Here is a 17,805-nt window from a genome sequence, read left to right on the forward strand (position 1 = left end):
TTTTCATTCAATGGAAACACCAGATGACCTACTTTCCTGCCTCCGACCGCTATGACAACGCCGCCTTTCGCCGTGTCGGCCGAAGCGGCCTCAAGCTGCCGGCGATCTCGCTCGGCCTCTGGCACAATTTCGGCGACACGACGCCGATCGAAACGCAGCGGTCAATCCTGTTCAAGGCCTTCGATCTCGGCATTACCCATTTCGATCTCGCCAACAATTACGGTCCGCCGGCCGGCAGCGCGGAGATCAATTTCGGCAGCATCCTGAAAGAGGATCTGGCTGGCCATCGCGACGAGCTGATCATCTCGACCAAGGCCGGCTGGGACATGTGGCCGGGGCCTTATGGGCGGGGCGGCGGCTCGCGAAAGGCGCTGTTGTCCAGCCTCGATCAGAGCCTGAAGCGCCTCGGTGTCGACTATGTCGATATCTTCTATTCGCACCGCTTCGATGCCGACACGCCGCTGGACGAAACGGCCTCGGCGCTCGCATCCGCGGTCGAGCAGGGCAAGGCGCTCTATGTCGGCATCTCGTCCTATTCCGGCAACAAGACGCGCGAGATCGCCACGCTGTTGGCGGAGCGGGGCGTGCCGTTGCTGATCAACCAGCCGTCCTACAACCTGTTCAACCGCTGGATCGAAAAGGACCTGCTGAAGGCGACCGACGAGGTCGGAGCCGGCGTCATCGCTTTCACGCCTTTGGCTCAGGGACTACTCACCGACAAATACTTGAACGGCATCCCCGACGATGCCCGCGTCAACCGACCGGGCGGTGGCTTCCTGCGGCCGGATCACCTGAGGGAAGAGAATATTGAGCGGGCACGCGCGCTCAACGACATCGCCGCCCGCCGTGGCCAATCGCTGGCCCAACTGGCGCTCGCCTGGGTGCTTCGCGATCCGCGCGTCACTTCCGCCCTGATCGGCGCAAGCTCGGCGCGGCAGGTCGAGGAGAATGTCGCGGCGCTGAACAATTTGTCGTTCACCACGGAAGAACTCGTCGAGATCGACCGCTACGCGGTCGAGGGCGGCGTCAACCTCTGGGAAAAGCCGTCGCACGACCAGGCGGTCTGAGCGGCCGCTTATGTGCGTTGATGCCATGGTCGACTGCCGGAGAAGGCGGCTGCAACCGCCTCTTTGGCAGATTAGGCCGAAAACAGAATGCTCTGCTCACTGCAGCTGACAGAAAACCGGATGTGCCGATTGCTGGCTCCGCCCGTCTGATTTTGCGCCGAGAGTGCCTCGAGGGAACCAGTTTTGCGTTGTTATTCCATGTCGTTGATTAACTCTATTGATTCGATAGAGTTAATGCATCCAATGGAGGTGTGAAATGAATATTTTGAAGAAAAGCTTCGGTCTGGTTCTCAGCCTGGGTCTTGCCCTCGGCAATGCTCCCGCCGCATTCGCGGAAACGACCCTGCTCAACGTGTCCTATGACCCCACGCGTGAGTTCTACAAGGAGTATAACGAGGCCTTCGCCAAGCACTGGAAGACCGAGACCGGAGAGGATGTCACGGTACAGCAGTCGCATGGCGGTTCGGGCAAGCAGGCCCGTGCCGTGATCGACGGGCTGGAGGCCGACGTGGTGACCCTGGCGCTTGAAGGCGACATCGACGCCATTGCGAAGAATACCGGCAAGATCGCCAAGGACTGGCGCGGACGGCTGGAGAACAACTCCTCGCCCTACACTTCCACGATCGTCTTCCTGGTGCGCAAGGGCAATCCCAAGGGAATCCAGAGCTGGGGCGACCTGGTGAAGGGCGATGTCCAGATCGTCACCCCCAATCCGAAAACCTCGGGCGGCGCGCGTTGGAACTATCTCGCGGCCTGGGCGTGGGCGCATGAGGAATACAAGGGCGACCAGGGCAAGATCCTTGCCTATATCGCGGAACTCTACAAGCGCGCGCCCATCCTCGACACCGGTGCCCGTGGATCGCTGACCACCTTCGCCCAGCGTCAGATCGGCGACGTCCTGCTGGCCTGGGAAAACGAGGCTTACCTGGCCGGCGCCGAATTCGGTGCGGACTCCTTCGACATCGTCGTACCGCCGCTTTCGATCCTGGCTGAACCGCCGGTCACTGTCGTGGATGGCAATGTCGATGCCAAGGGCACGCGCAAGCAGGCCGAAGCCTATCTCGCCTATCTCTATTCGGAGGAGGGCCAGAACCTTGCGGCCAAGCATTTCTACCGCCCGTCCAAGCGGGATCTGGTCAAGCCCGAACTGCTGAAGCAATTGCCCGACATCAAGCTGGTCACGATCGACGACCCGATCTTCGGCGGTTGGGCCAAGGCACAGCCGGAACACTTCGGCGACGGCGGCATCTTCGATCAGATCTACAAACCGAAGTGATCAGACAGACCTTGGACAATGAAGACAACCCGCGGCAAACACCGCGGGTTTTTCTGTCCCGGCCAACCGGGACTGGGCGCTGCGGCTGGAGCCCAGCGACGCAGACTGGTTGCGCAGATGTCGTCCCTCTGCGGTTTGGCCGCGACGGCCGCCGGGTTGTGATTCCCCGTCGCGGCTGGAATGCAGTCGCTGAATTCGCCCCGTCCGGCAGTCGATCCAAACGGCAACGCACGACGCGACGGATAATCTCCAGATCACCGGATCGGTTGGAAAAATATTCCTTACAAAAACTATAGAGAATATTACCGTGGGGGTATTGTTTCAGCGGTGCCGCGATTGGCACACATCGGAGGTCGACATGATTACCAGGAGACAGGGTCTCAAGCTTGCCGCAGCCCTTGCCGTCACTGCCTTGCCCTTCACGCGGACGGCATGGGCGCAAGCCAAGACGATCCGGATCGGCTGGCAGAAGTTTGGCGTGCTGGCGCTTGCCAAGCAGCAGGGCGCGCTCGAAAAGCGCTTTGCCGACCGTGGCATTACCATCGAGTGGTCAGAGTTCACCTCCGGTCCGCCGCTCCTCGAAGCGCTCGGTGCCGGCTCGCTCGATTTTGGCCCAACCGGCGACGTGCCGCCGCTCTTTGCCCAGGCCGCCCGCGGCGATCTTGTATATGTCGGCACCTACAAGCCGCCGGCTGCCTTTCATGGCATCCTCGTTCACAAGGATTCGGCGATCAAGACGCTTGCCGACCTCAAGGGCGTCAAGCTTGCCTACAAGCGCGGATCGAGCGCCCACAACTTCGCCTTCAAGGCCTTGGCCAAGGCCGGCCTGACGCCGGACGACGTCGAAAACGTCGACCTGCCGCCACCCGATGCGGCCGCCGCCTTCAAGACCGGCAGCGTGGACGCCTGGTCGATCTGGGATCCCTATTTCGCCATCGCCGAGAAGGACCCGAACGCCCGCCTCCTGACGACCTCGGAGGGCATCGTCGAAGCCTGGGGCTACTTCCTCGGCAACGGCGCCTTCGCGTCGCAGAACCCCGAACTGATCACCGAGATCCTCGATGAGCTCGCCAAGGTCGGTACTGCCGCCCAAGCGGACATCGAGGCAACCACCGCGGCACTGTCGGAAATCACCGGAGTTCCCGCCGACGTCACCCGGGTGACGCTGACGCGCGCCGGATCCGATCTCGGCAAGGTCGGCACGGTGTCGGACGAGGCCGTCGCCTATCAGCAGGCGCTCGCCGACGACTTCCATGCGCTCGGCGTCCTGCCGAAGAAGCTCACCATCTCGGACATCGTCTGGCGCCCCAAGGCCAGCTGATCCCGCCAACCCCCATCGGAGAGAGACCATGATCACGCGCAGGCAAAGTTTGGCACTGATCGGAGCGGCAGCGACCTCGCTTTCGATGCCCGCCCTCCGGCCCGCCCGGGCGGCGGCGACCGAGTTTCGTATCGGCTGGCAGAAGAACGGCGTGCTCGCGCTGGCGAAGCGCACGGGCGCCATCGAAAAGAGACTGGCGCCACGGGGCATCAGCGTCACCTGGTCGGAATTCACCTCCGGTCCGCCGCTGCTCGAAGCGCTGGGCGCCGGCTCGCTCGATTTCGGCCCGACCGGCGACGTTCCGCCGCTCTTCGCCCAGGCCGCCGGCGGCAACCTGCTCTATGTCGGCACCTATCGCGGTCCGTCCACGGGCTCTGCCATCCTCGTGCACAAGGACTCGCCGATCGCCTCGCTTGAGGATCTGAAGGGCAAGAAGGTCGCGTTCAAGCGCGGTTCCAGCGCCCATAATTTCACCGTCAAGGCGCTACGCAAGGCGGGTCTCGACGTTGGCGACGTCGAGGCGATCGACCTTCCCCCGCCGGACGCGGCCGCCGCCTTCAAGACCGGCAGCATCGACGCCTGGGCGATCTGGGACCCCTACTACGCGATCGCACAAGCCGATCCGCAGACGCGCGTGCTGACGACCGCGGAGGGCATCGTCGACAGCTGGAGCTTCTACTTCGGCAACGGCGACTTCACGGCCGCCAATCCGGACGTGCTGTCGGAGGTGATCGACGAACTGGCAAGGACAGGCGCCTGGGCGCAATCGCACATCGAAGAGACGATTTCCGCGCTTTCGGAAATCACCGGTGTGCCGATCGAGGTGACCCGCACCGTGCTGACCCGCAAGGGCGCCGACCTCGGCAGGGTCCATCCCCTGACCGATGAAGCGATCTCCTATCAGCAGGCGCTCGCCGACGAGTTCCACGGCCTCGGCATTCTGCCGAAGAAGCTCACCATTTCCGATATCGTCTGGCGGCCGAAGGCCAGCTGACTCCCATTGTTGAAAGGACCTCGACATGACCAAGACTGAAAAGCCGCTCGATTTCCTCTGGTTCATCCCAACCTCGGGTGACGGATCCTATCTCGGCTCCGACGACCGCAGCCGGCCCGCCGATCCGGGCTATTTCCGCGAGATCGCCACCGCCGTCGACCGCCTCGGCTATACCGGCGTGCTGATCCCGACCGGTGTGGCCTGCGAGGAGTCCTTCGTGCTGGCCGGCCATCTGGCGGCGGTTACGGAAAAGCTGAAGTTTCTCGTGGCGATCCGGCCGGGTACGGCTTCGCCGGCCTATTATGCTCGTCTGGCCTCGACGCTCGACCGCGTTTCCAATGGACGTCTGCTGCTGAACATCGTCGTCGGCGGCAGCGCCCAGGAGCTGGCGGGCGACGGCATCTTCCTGCCGCATGACGAACGCTACGCCCATGCCGAGGAATTCTTCCAGGTTTTCAATCAACTGATCGAAACCGGCAAGGCCAATCTCGACGGCAAGTACATCAAGGCGCTGAATGCCCAGCTCGGCATCCCGCCGGTCCAGGAGCCGCGCCCGCCGCTCTACTTCGGCGGCTCGTCGGACGCGGCGATCGAGTTTGCCGGCGGTCGCGTTGACAAGTACCTGACCTGGGGCGAACCGCCGGCACAGGTGGCGGAAAAGATCGCCTCCGTCCGCAAGGCGGCAGCATCCAGGGGCAAGGACGTGAGTTTCGGCATCCGTCTGCACTTCATCGTTCGCGAAACGGACGAGGAGGCCTGGGCCGCCGCCGACAGGCTGATCTCCAAGCTCTCCGACGAGGCGATCGCCGCAGCCCAGGAGGTCTTTGCCAAGAGTTCTGATTCCGTCGGCCAGGCACGCATGGTGGCGCTTCACAATGGCCGGCGCGACAAGCTGGAAGTTTCGCCGAACCTCTGGGCCGGCATCGGTCTGGTTCGTTCGGGCGCCGGCACCGCGCTGGTCGGCTCGCCAAAGACGGTCGCCGCCCGCCTGCGCGAATACCAGGCGTTGGGCATCGATACGATCGTCGCTTCCGGCTACCCGCATCTGGAGGAGGCCTACACCGTGTCCGAGCTGCTCTTCCCGGAAATCGGCCTTGGCGGCCCACGCAACCAGATCCGCTCGTCCTTCGGCGAGCGCCAGGTCTTCGGCGGCGGCGGCCACGGCGGCAACGTCAAGCTCGTGTCCGGTTCCTGAGCCGCCGAAATCGGCACTTCGATTGCCCCTCAGCCGCCCGGTAAGCCGGACGGCTGTACCTCTGACCAGGAGACAGGACATGACGGCATACGAGATCGTAACCGATGCTGAGGCCCGCCGCGCCCGCCTCACAATACCCGCCATCAGCTTGCCCAAGATCCGGCTCGCAGGGCTGCTGCCCTACTTGCTGCCGGCCGTCGTACTTGTGGTGTGGCAGTTCCTGTCCTCCGTCGGCTGGATCTCGTCGCGGATCATGCCGGCCCCGACCGATGTGGGCCTTGCCTTCGTCGACCAGTTGAGCTCGGGCGCCCTGCTGCATGACATCGCCGTCAGTGGCGCCCGGGCCCTGGCCGGACTTGTCGTCGGCGGGTCGATCGGTCTGGCGCTTGGCATCGCCAACGGGGTTTCGAAGCTGTCGGAACAGCTGACCGACACAACCCTGCAGATGCTGCGCACTATCCCGCATCTGGCGATGATCCCGCTCGTCATCCTGTGGTTCGGCATTGGCGAGGAATCCAAACTGTTCCTCACATCGCTCGGTGTGCTCTTTCCCGTCTACCTCAACACGTTCCACGGCGTGCGAAACGTCGATCGCGACCTCCTTGAGATGGGCCGGATCTATGGCATGAGCAGTCTCACCCTTTTCCGCAAGGTGATCCTGCCCGGTGCGCTGCCGTCCATCTTCGTCGGCCTGCGCTACGCGCTCGGCATCATGTGGCTGACGCTCATCGTCTCGGAATCGATCGCCGCCTCGTCGGGTATCGGCCACATGGCGAACGAGGCGCGCGAATTCATGATGACGGATGTCGTCGTGTTGTCGCTGCTGGTCTATGCGGCCCTCGGCAAGCTGGCCGATATGATTGCCCGTGCGCTGGAGCGTTACAGTCTTTCCTGGAACCCTGTCTATCAGAAGTGAGGATCGGACGATGATGCGACATGCCTTCTATGCACTGACCGAGCGGCCAGACAATGCTGGAGCCTATGCCGATCACGGCGTCACGCGCCCTGCCGTCAATGCGTCCGGTCCGGTATCGATCCGGCTTCGCGATGTGGAGAAGTCGTTCGGTGACAACAAGGTCCTGCGCGGCATCGATCTCGATGTACCCGCCGGCCAGTTCATCGCGATCGTCGGCAAGAGTGGTTGCGGCAAGAGCACGCTGCTGCGCTTGCTGGTCGGTCTGGACAAGCAGAGCGGAGGTTCGATCACTTTCTCCGACGTGTCCGGTGACGAGGCCGTGCCCAATGCGCGTATCGTTTTCCAGGAGCCGCGGCTGCTCCCCTGGGCAGGCGTGCTCGACAATGTCGTTGTCGGCCTCGGTGAGGGCGTCGACAAGGAAACGGCCCGCCGGGAAGCGCTTGCCGCGCTCGAAGAAGTGCAGCTTTCGGAAAAGGCCGGACAATGGCCGTCCCGCCTGTCCGGTGGGCAGCGACAGCGCGTGGCGCTAGCCCGATCGCTGGTCAGCAAGCCCGGCCTGCTCGTTCTCGACGAACCGCTCGGCGCTCTTGACGCACTGACCCGCATAACCATGCAGCAGCTCGTTGCCCGTGTCTGGCGTGAACTGGGTTTCACGGCCGTCCTCGTCACCCACGACGTCAGTGAAGCGGTCAATCTCGCCGATCGCGTGATCGTGCTCGACGAGGGGCGCATTGCGCTTGATGTCGAGGTTGACGCCGCGCATCCGCGGCGCCACGGCGATCCAGAGCTTGCCGCGCTCGAGCGGCAGTTGCTTGAGGCGATCCTCGGCAATGCCTGAGGGGCGATGACTTGTTCGCCAGAAGGCTTCCGACCGTGTCGGAGGCCTTCGTCTGGCTTAGAGCGTTTCCTGGCTAGATTGGAAACGCTCTAGGAGTGGTGCATCATCGGTCGACGGCCCTTGACGCCTTCGATGATCTGCCTGGCGATCTGTTCGCATTGGACCGCGATTTCCGGAACACCGGTGAGTTCGCCGAAAGTGCCCCGGGCAAGCGGCCCCGCGATGAAGAGCCCCTCCGTCGCATGGCCATCGATGCCGATGGCGCGGCTCTCACGGTCGCAGGCGATGCCCAGGCCATGGCCGTCCGTCTTGACGAAGCCCTGGCGGTCGAGTTCGGCGAGGTAGGGCTGCGAGCCGATAGCGGCAGTATGATCCGGTCCGGTTGCCACCACCACCCATTCGAAGGACTGCCGCTCGACCACGCCGTCCGGCTTGACGATCAGGTCGATGGAAATCGCATGAGGCGCGCGTTCGACCCGACAGATCCGTCCGGCCCGCGTCATAAGTCGGCCGTTCCGGATATCCTGGCGAATGAGGTCTGCGACCTGCGGCGGCATACGGTAGCGGTGGGTCTCGAAGCGGCGGCGCAGATGGCGCAGGAGCCGCGCCTGCTCCTGGCGCGGCAGCGCCTGCCAGATCGTCTGCCCCTGCTGGCGAAGCGCGTCGAACACGCTCTGCCAGGGAAGGCCGGAGCGCTTCGCGTCGGCAATCGCGACACGCACGCGTCGCAGAAGGTTCCGGGCGCTCGTCGCTGGAGGCACGACGAAGTTTCCGGTTGGGGCAAGCGTGCCGCCGACCTGGGGCTGCGGCAGCAAGCCGGATCGCGAGAAAGCGACGATCGCGCCGTCGTGACCACGGCTTCGCAAGGATGCGATGACGTCGAAGGCCGTCAGGCCTGCTCCCAAAATGAAGACTCTCTCACCCGGGCGAATGTAAGCCAGAGCATCGGTTCGCGACGGATCGGTGATGAAACGCGGATGGCCATTGAGCGCCAGGGCGATCATGCCGGGTGCCTTGGGCTTTGGATGGCTTGTGGCGATCACGACGATGTCGGCGACGATCTCGGTACCAAGACTGCCGGTCACGCGCCATCGGGAGCCCGACCTTGCAATCCTCTCGACCCGTTCGCGAACATGCCGCACGATGCCGCTGTCGATAAACGGCTGCATGCGCTCGGCCATGAAGCGGGCGAAGGCCGATCTGCGGGCGTAGATGCCGCCGCTGCCGACCCGTGCATCGGGGTCGGCCTCGTTCGCTCCGCTTGTTTCGAGCCAGCGGGCAAAGGCATCGGGCTCTCCGGGAATGGCGCGCATCCGCGATGCCTCGACGTTGAGCCTGAGGGCAGGGTCGGCCGTATCATAGGCAAGCCCTGCGCCCAGGCTGGCGCGTGGCTCGAAGACGGCGATCTGGTGGTCGTCCCAATTCGCCCCGATTGCCAGCTGGCGGGCGAGTGAGGCGCCGGCAAAACCGCCGCCGATGATGGCGACCCGGCACGATCCGTCGTGGGCTGAGAGCATGGGTTTTTCCGAGGGCAGGGTCATTCGCAGCATGGCGTTCTCCCTTCAGTTGAAGCTTTCGGCTTCGAAAGCGTCCCGATCCAAGGGACTTGAAGATGTATTTTCTACAAAATATATAGATTATAAAATCGAATGTCTACGGGGAGTAAGTCTGGCCTGCTAGAAAGGTTCCAGATCACGGATTGCCAGCCTTCACGGAGTTCCCGATGAACAGTTCATTTATCAGTCTGGGCCAAGTCAAACATGAGCCCCTCTTTCCCTCTATTGAGCCTTCCGTCGACGCGGATGGCCTGAAGTCCGCATTGCGCAACCTGGGTGGCGGCGTCAGCATCATCACGGCTGGCGAGGGGGACGCGCGCACCGGTGCGACAGTGACCTCGGCCACTGCACTCTCGGTTGAGCCTCCGCGTATGCTGGTCTCGCTCAATCGCACCTCCTCCACCTGGCCGGTGGTCGAGCGCTACGGGCATTTTTGCGTCAATGTCGTCGGCTCGCTGCATGAGGGGCTCGCCAACCAGTTTGCCGGCAGGGGCGGATTGAAGGGACCGGATCGCTATCGAGGGGCCTCCTGGACCACGCTTGCTTCCGGGGCGCCGGTTCTCGAGGATGCGGCCTCCGCCATCGACTGCGAGGTCGAGGAGGTGCTGGAGCGCCACAGCCATGCGATCGTCATCGGTCGGGTCGTCGGCATCCGCGTCCTCGGCGGCGGTTCGCTGGTCTACGGCAATGGGCGCTATTCGCCGCTCGACGGCTGATCGGGTGTCTGCGGCAAGCTCTCCCGCTTTTGCTCAGGCTTGCGCGGTCCGGAGAATGGTGTGCCAAGCACGTCAGGCAGAATAGAATAGTGTTTTTATCGAAAATATTGACGATCGCCGAAAATACGGCGACACTGCGACATCAGCTCATGATGGGCGCAGCAGGAGGAATGAGGCATGCCGATGGGTATAGACAGCTTTTCCTTCGATCTGTTCGGCATAACGCGCCGGGTAAAATCGACCGGCCGCGAGGCGGTCAGTGGACGCCCGAGGGCTCTGGCAGAGGACCAGGATGTCAAGGCCGACCAGCATACGGAACGCGCCCGAGACCAGGAGAATTTTTTCTGGGGCATGTTTTCGGTACTCTAGTCAGGAGACAATCATGGCTCATGTTCTCGACAGTCTGACCGGCCAGGGTCGCAAAACCGCAGGCGGCGCCCTTGCCGAGCGCCTGGCGCCGCTCGCAGCGATCTCGGCCGTTGTGTTTCTTGTGGCCGTTCTCATCCTGCTCTGATGGTGGCAACGGTCTCCGTCCTCCGAAGTCGCGGTGCGATCGGCCTGCAGAACCTGAAGGAGCGAACAATGGGAACCATTACGCATCTGCACGAGCGTCTCCGTCCCGTGCCCAACCGCATCGACGCGGAAGGGGACGTGCTCGCGGCCGCATCCGCCGTCCTTCCCGCCTTGTCGCAATTGCCCGTGGCCGAGGCTCTCAGCCGATCCGGCCTTCTCCCCGTCTCTGTTCCGAGTGATTTTGGCGGCCTCGATGTCTCCAACGTCGTGCTCGCCGAAGCCGTTTCGGTGATCGCCGCCGTTTCGACCAGGGCGGCCGAGGCCCTCGCATCCCACTGCTCCGCACTTGAGGCCATCCGCAATGCCGGCAGCGAAGAGCAGCGCAGAACCGCCTTTGCCAGATCCGCGGCGGGCGAGTGCTTCCTCCTGTTGACCGGAGGAGGCGTTGCCGAGCTGAAGACCGATGCGCGTGTCCTGCCTGAAGGCATGGGATTTCGCCTCGAAGGGGAGGTGCACGTTACTTCTGTGGTGGACGCGGACTGGCTTGCCCTACCCGTCGCTGATCCGTCCGGACAGTCAGCCCTGCTTCTCGTGCCGCGCCACGCTGCGGGTGTCGAATCTACCCAACCGGGGGATGAGGCCTCGTCGTTGCTCCGGTTTACCGGCGTTCACGTGGCGGCCGACAGTGTCCTTGCTCTCACCCGCAACCAGGCAGGTCAGATGGTGGAGAGCGTGGACAGGCTTCTGCGGGCTGCCATCGTTCTCGGGCGGGGCAGGCGAGAGCTGGAGACCGTTCTGTCGAGGATCGATCCCGGGACGGATGCAACGGTCGCATCGGCCCATGCAATCGGCTGGCGACAGGTCGAGATCGAGACGGTCCATGCCCTGATTCTGCGGGCTGCCGCGGCGATCGATGGAGCCCAGGTCAATCCTGCGGCGGAGACGATCGCGCAAGCCCACCGGATCGCGTCAATTCTGCGTGTCGCTGCGCAACGGATGGACACCGGGCGAACGGCAGGCGAAGAAGAAGAGGCTGTCGTCGCCGCTCTCGGCAGGCTATTGATCGCCGGCCGGGACGAAATGACGGCTTAGTCCATCAGGGCGAATCAACGGGCCTGCGGCTCAAGCCTTGGCGAGCCCTCGGAGCCGATGTTCTTCTCGCGCGCGACGAACTGGGTGAGCGTCATGTTGTCGAGAATGGTGGCGATTGCATCGCGCACTTCGGTCATCGACAGGCGCACCTGGCAGGTCGCCGGATCGGCGCAGTCGTCGCAGGCCTCGAAAGCCGTGCGGCTGGCGCAACGGATCGGGGCGAGCGGGCCGTCCAGCGCGCGAATGACCTGACCGATCATGATATCGTCGGAGGGTTTTGAAAGCGAATATCCGCCGTTCGGCCCCTTCTTCGAGCGCAGGATTCCGTTGTTGCGCAGCTCCAGCAGAATCGTATCGAGGAATTTCTTCGGAATATTGTTGCGCGTGGCGATGTCGGTGACGAACGCGGTTTCGCCCGGATCGAGCTGCGCCAGATCGACCAGCGCCTTCAATCCGTATTTGCCTTTTTTCGTGAGCATGGGGAGAACTCGATTTCGTTCGTGAAAGCTGGCGGCTTGCTGCAGGGCTCTGCTAACTGAAGAGGTATTCTGCCAAATAGATAGTTTTTACTGGTTAAAGGTGCAAGCCCAAACTCCCCCGAATGATCCGGGCCGGCTGCGCAGTCTGGAGTCTTCGTGCTGAGATTGGCACCGCGTAGCTCGGAGACAGCGTCAAAACGGCTGCGGGACAGCATGACCGGAGCACGAGATGACCCAACCGGGCATTCGACAGAGACCAAGACCATTCTGCCTATGAAATTCTCATAAATGGAATCGTCCAGAAGCGAATGCTTGCGCCTGCAAGTTACGCAATACGCCTCAAATGGTTCAAGGTGGCGCTTGGCCGCTTCCCTCTTTTGCCGGTGAAACTCGTTTGGTACGTCACCCTTAAAGAGCCCGTTGCGGTCTTGTTCGATCGGCTGTAGGCCGGCTCTCAATGCGGTACGAACGATTTAATTGTTCGTCAAAGCATAGTGTTGGTGAAGGGCCGAGCGTTGGGTCGGAAATTAGTCAATCGAAAAAATCGTTATAAAATAATATATTGGCTAATAGAATGGCGGACAGAGAGGGATTCGAACCCTCGGTACGCTTTCACGTACACACGCGTTCCAGGCGTGCGCCTTAAACCACTCGGCCACCTGTCCGTAAGATCCGGCGCATCGTTTGGGTGAAGCGGCCGGTCGGGCGCGATATATAACGAGGATTTCCCGGCGATCAACCGAAATCTGACGGTTTTTTGACTTGCCCGGGCAAAAGCCTATCTATTAGCTGGTCCGCGTCGACGCGCGGGCGCTTGTGTGGGGCAGGCGTCCTGAACGCGCGGTGTGATTGCTTGGGGGAATGGGGATGGTGCGGTTTGTTTTCCGCCTGGTGAGTTTTACTGCTCTGTGTCTTGCGGTGATCGCCGCCGCCATGGATTCGATTGCCTCGGTGTCCGCGTCGCAGTTTGTCGTCACCCCGCTTCGTCTGGCCTGGGTGGAGATCGATCCGACCTCGCTCGTGCGGTTCCGCGCTGTCGTGGGAGACAGGGCCGGTGCCTCCGTCTGGCAGGTGTTCGAAGCCTGGCTGTTGCCTCAGCCCGCCTTTGCCGTGCTTCTCAGCCTTGCGCTGATATTCTGGATGATCGGCTACAAGAAGCCGTCGCCTGCCGGACGTTTCGCCGCCTGACCCGTTCGGGGTCGTCGTTTCCGAAGGCGCGGACGGCCTTCGCAAGGAGAGCCTGATGTTCCTGATCGATATGTTCAACAAGAAGACGACCATGCCGACCGCCGAGACGGCGCTGCCGGGCAGGACCGAGCCGCTGACGACGGCCGAGACCCATTTCGTCTCGGGCCATCCCCTGAAAGGGCCTTGCCCCGAGGGCTTCAGGACCATCTATCTCGGCATGGGCTGCTTCTGGGGCGCCGAGCGCCTGTTGTGGAAGGTGCCCGGCGTCTATGTCACCGCCGTCGGTTACCAGGGCGGCTTCACCCCGAACCCGACCTACCAGGAAACGGTCACCGGGCTGACCGGCCACACCGAGGTGGTGAAGGTCGTCTATGATCCGAAGGCCGTGACGCTCGAGGCGCTGTTGCGGGTCTTCTTCGAGGCGCACGATCCGACCCAGGGCATGCGTCAGGGCAATGATATCGGCACCACCTATCGCTCGGCGATCTATGCCGAGAACGCCGATGACATCGACGCGGCGCTAAGGGTCCGCGATGCCTTTCAGCAGGCGCTGATCGCCGCGGGCCGCAAGCAGACGGTGACCACGCAGATCGCTCCGGCCGGGCCGTTCTACTATGCCGAAGACTACCACCAGCAGTATCTGGCGAAGAACCCGGGCGGCTATTGCGCTCTGCGCGGTCTCGGCGTGGCCTGCCCGCTTCCGGCCGCCGACTGAGCGCGATCTGCCTGCGCAAGCGGCAGCAAGCCCTTTGATCTGGCTGAATTTTCGGCGCGAGAGACGGAAAGTTCGCCCGTTCGACTATTCTTTACCAGTTGAAAAAAATCGGGTGAATTTTTCCAAAAGCCATGCAAGGATGCGTCCAGCCAGGCCCCTGGAAAAGGGGTCGGTGGTTCCGCAGACATGCGTGTCAAAGCGCTTGCGGGAGGACCCAATAAGATCAATAGCAACAACAGGGCTGCAAAATGAAGAAAACCCTTTTGAGTCTCTTTGCCTTGGCCGCGATGTCGGCAACGGCGCTCGCCGCCGACGTCAAGCCGGCGCTTGTCTACGGCACCGGCGGCAAGTTCGACAAGTCGTTCAACGAAGCAGCCTATGCCGGAGCGGAAAAGTTCAAGGCCGAAACCGGCATCGACTATCGCGACTTCGAGCCGACCGGCGACACGCAGGGTGAGCAGGCGATCCGCAACTTCGCCTCCAAGGGCTATAACCCGGTCGTGGCCGTGTCCTTCGCCTGGACCTCGGCGATCGAAAAGGTTGCCGCCGAATTCCCCGACACCCAGTTCGTCATCGTCGACTCGGTCGTCGACCTGCCGAACGTCCGCTCGGTCGTCTATAAGGAAGAAGAAGGCTCCTACCTCGTCGGCGTTCTCGCCGGCATGGCGTCGAAGACCGGCAAGGTCGGCTTCGTCGGCGGCATGGACATCCCGCTGATCCGCAAGTTCGAATGCGGCTACGAGCAGGGCGCGCGCGCTGCCAAGGCTGACGTTCAGGTATTCCAGAACATGACCGGCACGACCGGTGCGGCCTGGAACGACCCGGTTCGCGGTGGCGAGCTCACCAAGAACCAGATCGACCAGGGCGCCGATGTCATCTACGCGGCAGCCGGCGCGACCGGCCTCGGCGTGCTGCAGACCGCTGCCGACAACGGCAAGCTGTCGATCGGCGTCGATTCCAACCAGAACCACCTGCATCCGGGCTCGGTGCTGACCTCGATGGTCAAGCGCGTCGACCTCGCCGTCTACAACGCCTATGCCGACAGCAAGGGTGACAAGTTCACCGCCGGCGTCCAGGCGCTCGGCGTCAAGGAAGACGGCGTCGGCTACGCGCTCGACGACAACAATGCCAAGCTCATCACCGATGATATGAAGGCAGCCGTCGAGAAGGCCAAGGCCGACATCATTGCCGGAACCATCAAGGTTCACGACTACATGTCGGACAATTCCTGCCCGAAGTGATCTGATGCGGGCGCAAGGCGGTTGATTTATCCGCCTTGCGCCCTTTCCATGTCTGGGGGACCGGAATGAACGACAAGAGCCAGGCGCCGGCGATCGAGCTGATCGGCATCGACAAGAAGTTCGGTGCGGTGCACGCCAACAAGAACATCAACCTCACCGTGGCCAAGGGCTCGATCCACGGCATCATCGGCGAAAACGGTGCCGGGAAGTCGACGCTGATGTCGATTCTCTACGGTTTCTACCATGCCGACAGCGGCGAGATCCGCATCGGCGGCAAGCCGGTCGCCATCCGCGACAGCCAGTCGGCGATCGCCGCCGGCATCGGCATGGTGCACCAGCACTTCATGCTGGTCGAGAATTTCACCGTGCTGGAAAACCTGATGCTCGGCGCCGAGGGCGGCCCCCTGCTCGGCAAGGGCACGGATGCGGCGCGCGACGCCTTGAAGAAGCTCGAGGACGACTATGAACTCGAGGTCGACCCGGATGCGGTCGTCGAGGAGTTGCCCGTCGGCCTGCAGCAGCGGGTCGAGATCCTGAAAGCCATGTATCGCGGCGCCGAGATCCTGATCCTCGACGAGCCGACCGGCGTTCTCACCCCGGCCGAAGCCGACCACCTGTTCAAAATCCTGCGCGTGCTGCGCGACCAGGGCAAGACCGTCATCCTCATCACCCACAAGCTGCGCGAGATCATGGCGATCACCGACACGGTGTCGGTCATGCGCCGCGGCGAGATCGTCGCGACCCGCACGACGTCGGAAACGACGGTCGAGGAACTGGCCGAACTGATGGTCGGCCGCCGCGTGTTGCTGCATGTGGACAAGGGTGATTCCAAGCCCGGCGAGGTCTTCCTCTCGGTGCGCAACCTGACGGTCAAGGACCACCGCGGCGTCACCATGGTCGACAACGTCTCCTTCGACGTCCGTTCCGGCGAGATCGTCGGAATTGCCGGCGTCGCGGGCAATGGCCAGAGCGAATTGCTGGAGGCCATCACCGGCATCCGCAAGCCGACCTCCGGCGAAATCCTGTTCGGCGGCGAGCCTGTGACCGGTTTCGACCCCGCACGCCTGCGCCGACTTGGCATCGCGCATATTCCGGAAGACCGCCATCACATGGGCCTGGTGCTGGCCTTCGAGGAGGCCGAGAACGCCATCCTCGGCTATCATCGTGACGCCCGCTACGGCAAGGGCGCGTGGCTCAATCCGGATGCGGTGCGCAAGGCCGCCGTCGACGAGATCGAGAAATACGACATCCGCCCGCCCAATCCGCGGCTGAAGACCGCCAATTTCTCCGGTGGCAACCAGCAGAAGATCGTGGTTGCCCGCGAGATCGAGCGCGACCCGAAGCTTCTGGTCGTCGGCCAGCCGACCCGCGGCGTCGATATCGGCGCCATCGAATTCATCCATCGCCGGATCATCGAAACGCGCGACGCCGGAAAGGCCGTGCTGCTGGTCTCGGTCGAGCTCGACGAGATTCGCTCGCTCTCCGACCGGGTGCTGGTGATGTTCGCCGGCAAGATCGTCGGCGAGAAGAGCCCGGAGACCGGTGAACAGACGCTCGGCCTGATGATGGCCGGCATTGCCGCATGAGGTTTTGATGAGCACCGCTTCCGTACCGCTGCCGAATTGGATCAACTACGCGCTGATCCCGCTGATCAACCTCGTCCTCGCCTTCCTGGTCTCCGGTCTCGTGGTCTGGATCATCGGCGAGGATCCCTATGAAGCCTTGAAGCTGATGCTGGCCGGCGCGCTCGGACGCGGCGAGGGCATCGGCTTCACCCTGTTCTACGCCACCAACTTCATCTTCACCGGACTGTCCGTCGCGGTCGCCTATCATGCCGGCCTGTTCAACATCGGCTCCGAAGGCCAGGCCTATCTCGGCGGTCTTGGCGCGGCGCTAGTGGCGCTGTCGCTCGACCATTACGTGCCGTGGTACGTGACGATGCCGCTCGCCATCTGTGCCGCAGCATTGTTCGGCGCTGCCGGGGCTGCCATTCCCGCCTGGCTGCAGGCCAAGCGCAACAGCCACATCGTCATCACCACGATCATGTTCAACTACATCATCTCGTCGCTGATGAACTATGTGCTGGTGCATGTGCTGATCGTGCCCGGCAAGATGGCGCCGGAAACCCGCACCTTCCTCGAAGGCGGACAGCTGCCCAAGCTCGACTGGCTGATGGCGATGTTCGGCCTGAAGCTCGGCCCAGCGCCGCTCAACGTCTCCTTCCTGATCGCGCTCGTCATGTGCGTGCTGGTCTGGGTGCTGATCTGGCGCACCAAGCTCGGCTACGAGATGCGCACGCTCGGCATCAGCCGTTCGGTCGCCGCCTATGCCGGCATTCCCTATGTCAAGATCGTCATCATCACCATGCTGATCTCCGGCGGCCTTGCCGGCATGATGGCGCTCAATCCGGTGATGGGCGCGTCTGCCCGCCTGCAGGTCGAATTCGTCAGCGGCGCCGGCTTCGTCGGCATCGCCGTCTCGCTGATGGGCCGCAACCACCCGATCGGCATCGTGCTCGCCGCAATCCTGTTCGGCGTGCTCTACCAGGGAGGTGCGGAACTGTCCTTCGACATGCCCACCATCACCCGTGACATGATCATGGTGATCCAGGGTCTGGTGATCCTGTTCGCCGGCGCGCTCGAATACATGTTCCGGCCGACGATCGTGCGCATCTACCAGCAAATCGTCAAAGCGTGAG

The 17,805-nt window shown here is 62.9% G+C and carries 18 protein-coding genes and 1 tRNA gene; 16 read left to right on the forward strand and 3 right to left on the reverse strand.

Annotated features, from left to right (window positions below):
- The first annotated feature begins 23 nt into the window (after positions 1–23).
- The 7 genes from mgrA to L867_RS0119440 all read left to right on the forward strand — a co-directional run bounded on the left by mgrA (position 24) and on the right by L867_RS0119440 (position 7,607).
- A complete protein-coding gene (gene mgrA / locus L867_RS0119410) occupies positions 24–1,067 on the forward strand; it encodes an L-glyceraldehyde 3-phosphate reductase (RefSeq protein WP_028738406.1) in 1,044 nt (347 codons plus the stop codon).
- 256 nt (positions 1,068–1,323) lie between these two features.
- Positions 1,324–2,343 (forward strand): sulfate ABC transporter substrate-binding protein, encoded by a 1,020-nt coding sequence (locus L867_RS0119415; protein WP_028738407.1) that lies wholly within the window; start codon positions 1,324–1,326, stop codon positions 2,341–2,343.
- A gap of 358 nt (positions 2,344–2,701) precedes the next feature.
- A complete protein-coding gene (locus L867_RS0119420) occupies positions 2,702–3,664 on the forward strand; it encodes an aliphatic sulfonate ABC transporter substrate-binding protein (RefSeq protein ID WP_028738408.1) in 963 nt (320 codons plus the stop codon).
- A 28-nt stretch (positions 3,665–3,692) separates the two neighbouring features.
- The gene (locus L867_RS0119425) at positions 3,693–4,658 is read left to right on the forward strand and encodes an aliphatic sulfonate ABC transporter substrate-binding protein (protein ID WP_028738409.1); all 966 of its coding nucleotides are present in this window, start codon (positions 3,693–3,695) and stop codon (positions 4,656–4,658) included.
- A gap of 25 nt (positions 4,659–4,683) precedes the next feature.
- A complete protein-coding gene (ssuD, locus tag L867_RS0119430; protein ID WP_028738410.1) occupies positions 4,684–5,853 on the forward strand; it encodes an FMNH2-dependent alkanesulfonate monooxygenase in 1,170 nt (389 codons plus the stop codon).
- Positions 5,854–5,932: 79 nt separating this feature from the next.
- Positions 5,933–6,769: an ABC transporter permease subunit gene (locus tag L867_RS0119435; RefSeq protein WP_028738411.1), complete on the forward strand. Its 837-nt coding sequence runs from the start codon at positions 5,933–5,935 to the stop codon at positions 6,767–6,769.
- A gap of 10 nt (positions 6,770–6,779) precedes the next feature.
- Complete coding sequence (locus tag L867_RS0119440; protein ID WP_037173977.1) at positions 6,780–7,607, forward strand: ABC transporter ATP-binding protein; 828 nt, start codon at positions 6,780–6,782, stop codon at positions 7,605–7,607.
- Between the two features lie 89 nt (positions 7,608–7,696).
- Here the strand turns inward: L867_RS0119440 and L867_RS25815 are convergent, their stop codons facing one another.
- Positions 7,697–9,157 (reverse strand): FAD/NAD(P)-binding protein, encoded by a 1,461-nt coding sequence (locus L867_RS25815; RefSeq protein ID WP_051439104.1) that lies wholly within the window; start codon positions 9,155–9,157, stop codon positions 7,697–7,699.
- Positions 9,158–9,330: 173 nt separating this feature from the next.
- Between L867_RS25815 and L867_RS0119450 the strand changes: the two genes are divergently transcribed.
- The 4 genes from L867_RS0119450 to L867_RS0119465 all read left to right on the forward strand — a co-directional run bounded on the left by L867_RS0119450 (position 9,331) and on the right by L867_RS0119465 (position 11,484).
- The gene (locus L867_RS0119450) at positions 9,331–9,879 is read left to right on the forward strand and encodes a flavin reductase family protein (RefSeq protein ID WP_028738413.1); all 549 of its coding nucleotides are present in this window, start codon (positions 9,331–9,333) and stop codon (positions 9,877–9,879) included.
- 177 nt (positions 9,880–10,056) lie between these two features.
- Positions 10,057–10,248 (forward strand): hypothetical protein, encoded by a 192-nt coding sequence (locus L867_RS0119455; protein WP_028738414.1) that lies wholly within the window; start codon positions 10,057–10,059, stop codon positions 10,246–10,248.
- A gap of 13 nt (positions 10,249–10,261) precedes the next feature.
- Entirely contained in the window at positions 10,262–10,393 is a 132-nt protein-coding gene (locus L867_RS28150; protein WP_269748271.1) for a hypothetical protein, read from the forward strand.
- A gap of 107 nt (positions 10,394–10,500) precedes the next feature.
- Positions 10,501–11,484 (forward strand): acyl-CoA dehydrogenase family protein, encoded by a 984-nt coding sequence (locus L867_RS0119465; RefSeq protein WP_169734103.1) that lies wholly within the window; start codon positions 10,501–10,503, stop codon positions 11,482–11,484.
- A gap of 14 nt (positions 11,485–11,498) precedes the next feature.
- Here L867_RS0119465 and L867_RS25820 read toward each other — a convergent pair whose 3' ends face one another.
- Both L867_RS25820 and L867_RS0119480 read right to left on the reverse strand, forming a co-directional pair.
- Complete coding sequence (locus tag L867_RS25820; RefSeq protein WP_051439105.1) at positions 11,499–11,963, reverse strand: RrF2 family transcriptional regulator; 465 nt, start codon at positions 11,961–11,963, stop codon at positions 11,499–11,501.
- A 575-nt stretch (positions 11,964–12,538) separates the two neighbouring features.
- Positions 12,539–12,628: transfer RNA gene (locus L867_RS0119480), tRNA-Ser, on the reverse strand.
- 202 nt (positions 12,629–12,830) lie between these two features.
- Between L867_RS0119480 and L867_RS0119485 the strand changes: the two genes are divergently transcribed.
- The 5 genes from L867_RS0119485 to L867_RS0119505 all read left to right on the forward strand — a co-directional run bounded on the left by L867_RS0119485 (position 12,831) and on the right by L867_RS0119505 (position 17,804).
- Complete coding sequence (locus L867_RS0119485) at positions 12,831–13,151, forward strand: hypothetical protein (RefSeq protein WP_051439106.1); 321 nt, start codon at positions 12,831–12,833, stop codon at positions 13,149–13,151.
- A gap of 55 nt (positions 13,152–13,206) precedes the next feature.
- Complete coding sequence (msrA, locus tag L867_RS0119490; RefSeq protein ID WP_028738417.1) at positions 13,207–13,866, forward strand: peptide-methionine (S)-S-oxide reductase MsrA; 660 nt, start codon at positions 13,207–13,209, stop codon at positions 13,864–13,866.
- Positions 13,867–14,114: 248 nt separating this feature from the next.
- Entirely contained in the window at positions 14,115–15,107 is a 993-nt protein-coding gene (locus L867_RS0119495) for a BMP family lipoprotein (protein WP_028738418.1), read from the forward strand.
- 65 nt (positions 15,108–15,172) lie between these two features.
- Positions 15,173–16,693 carry an ABC transporter ATP-binding protein gene (locus L867_RS0119500; protein ID WP_028738419.1) on the forward strand — a complete coding sequence of 507 codons (1,521 nt, stop codon included), beginning with the start codon at positions 15,173–15,175 and terminating at the stop codon, positions 16,691–16,693.
- Between the two features lie 7 nt (positions 16,694–16,700).
- Positions 16,701–17,804, forward strand: coding sequence for an ABC transporter permease (locus L867_RS0119505; protein ID WP_028738420.1), 1,104 nt, complete (start codon positions 16,701–16,703; stop codon positions 17,802–17,804).
- The last annotated feature ends 1 nt before the right edge of the window (position 17,805 follow it).

The organism is Paenirhizobium selenitireducens ATCC BAA-1503, assembly GCF_000518785.1.
Lineage (GTDB): Bacteria > Pseudomonadota > Alphaproteobacteria > Rhizobiales > Rhizobiaceae > Allorhizobium > Allorhizobium selenitireducens.

Coding starts and splice junctions, on each gene's coding strand:
- mgrA (WP_028738406.1), top strand. CDS start 24: ATGACCTACTTTCCTGCCTCCGACCGCTATGACAACGCCGCCTTTCGC.
- L867_RS0119415 (WP_028738407.1), top strand. CDS start 1,324: ATGAATATTTTGAAGAAAAGCTTCGGTCTGGTTCTCAGCCTGGGTCTT.
- L867_RS0119420 (WP_028738408.1), top strand. CDS start 2,702: ATGATTACCAGGAGACAGGGTCTCAAGCTTGCCGCAGCCCTTGCCGTC.
- L867_RS0119425 (WP_028738409.1), top strand. CDS start 3,693: ATGATCACGCGCAGGCAAAGTTTGGCACTGATCGGAGCGGCAGCGACC.
- ssuD (WP_028738410.1), top strand. CDS start 4,684: ATGACCAAGACTGAAAAGCCGCTCGATTTCCTCTGGTTCATCCCAACC.
- L867_RS0119435 (WP_028738411.1), top strand. CDS start 5,933: ATGACGGCATACGAGATCGTAACCGATGCTGAGGCCCGCCGCGCCCGC.
- L867_RS0119440 (WP_037173977.1), top strand. CDS start 6,780: ATGATGCGACATGCCTTCTATGCACTGACCGAGCGGCCAGACAATGCT.
- L867_RS25815 (WP_051439104.1), bottom strand. CDS start 9,157: ATGCTGCGAATGACCCTGCCCTCGGAAAAACCCATGCTCTCAGCCCAC.
- L867_RS0119450 (WP_028738413.1), top strand. CDS start 9,331: ATGAACAGTTCATTTATCAGTCTGGGCCAAGTCAAACATGAGCCCCTC.
- L867_RS0119455 (WP_028738414.1), top strand. CDS start 10,057: ATGCCGATGGGTATAGACAGCTTTTCCTTCGATCTGTTCGGCATAACG.
- L867_RS28150 (WP_269748271.1), top strand. CDS start 10,262: ATGGCTCATGTTCTCGACAGTCTGACCGGCCAGGGTCGCAAAACCGCA.
- L867_RS25820 (WP_051439105.1), bottom strand. CDS start 11,963: ATGCTCACGAAAAAAGGCAAATACGGATTGAAGGCGCTGGTCGATCTG.
- L867_RS0119485 (WP_051439106.1), top strand. CDS start 12,831: ATGGTGCGGTTTGTTTTCCGCCTGGTGAGTTTTACTGCTCTGTGTCTT.
- msrA (WP_028738417.1), top strand. CDS start 13,207: ATGTTCCTGATCGATATGTTCAACAAGAAGACGACCATGCCGACCGCC.
- L867_RS0119495 (WP_028738418.1), top strand. CDS start 14,115: ATGAAGAAAACCCTTTTGAGTCTCTTTGCCTTGGCCGCGATGTCGGCA.
- L867_RS0119500 (WP_028738419.1), top strand. CDS start 15,173: ATGAACGACAAGAGCCAGGCGCCGGCGATCGAGCTGATCGGCATCGAC.
- L867_RS0119505 (WP_028738420.1), top strand. CDS start 16,701: ATGAGCACCGCTTCCGTACCGCTGCCGAATTGGATCAACTACGCGCTG.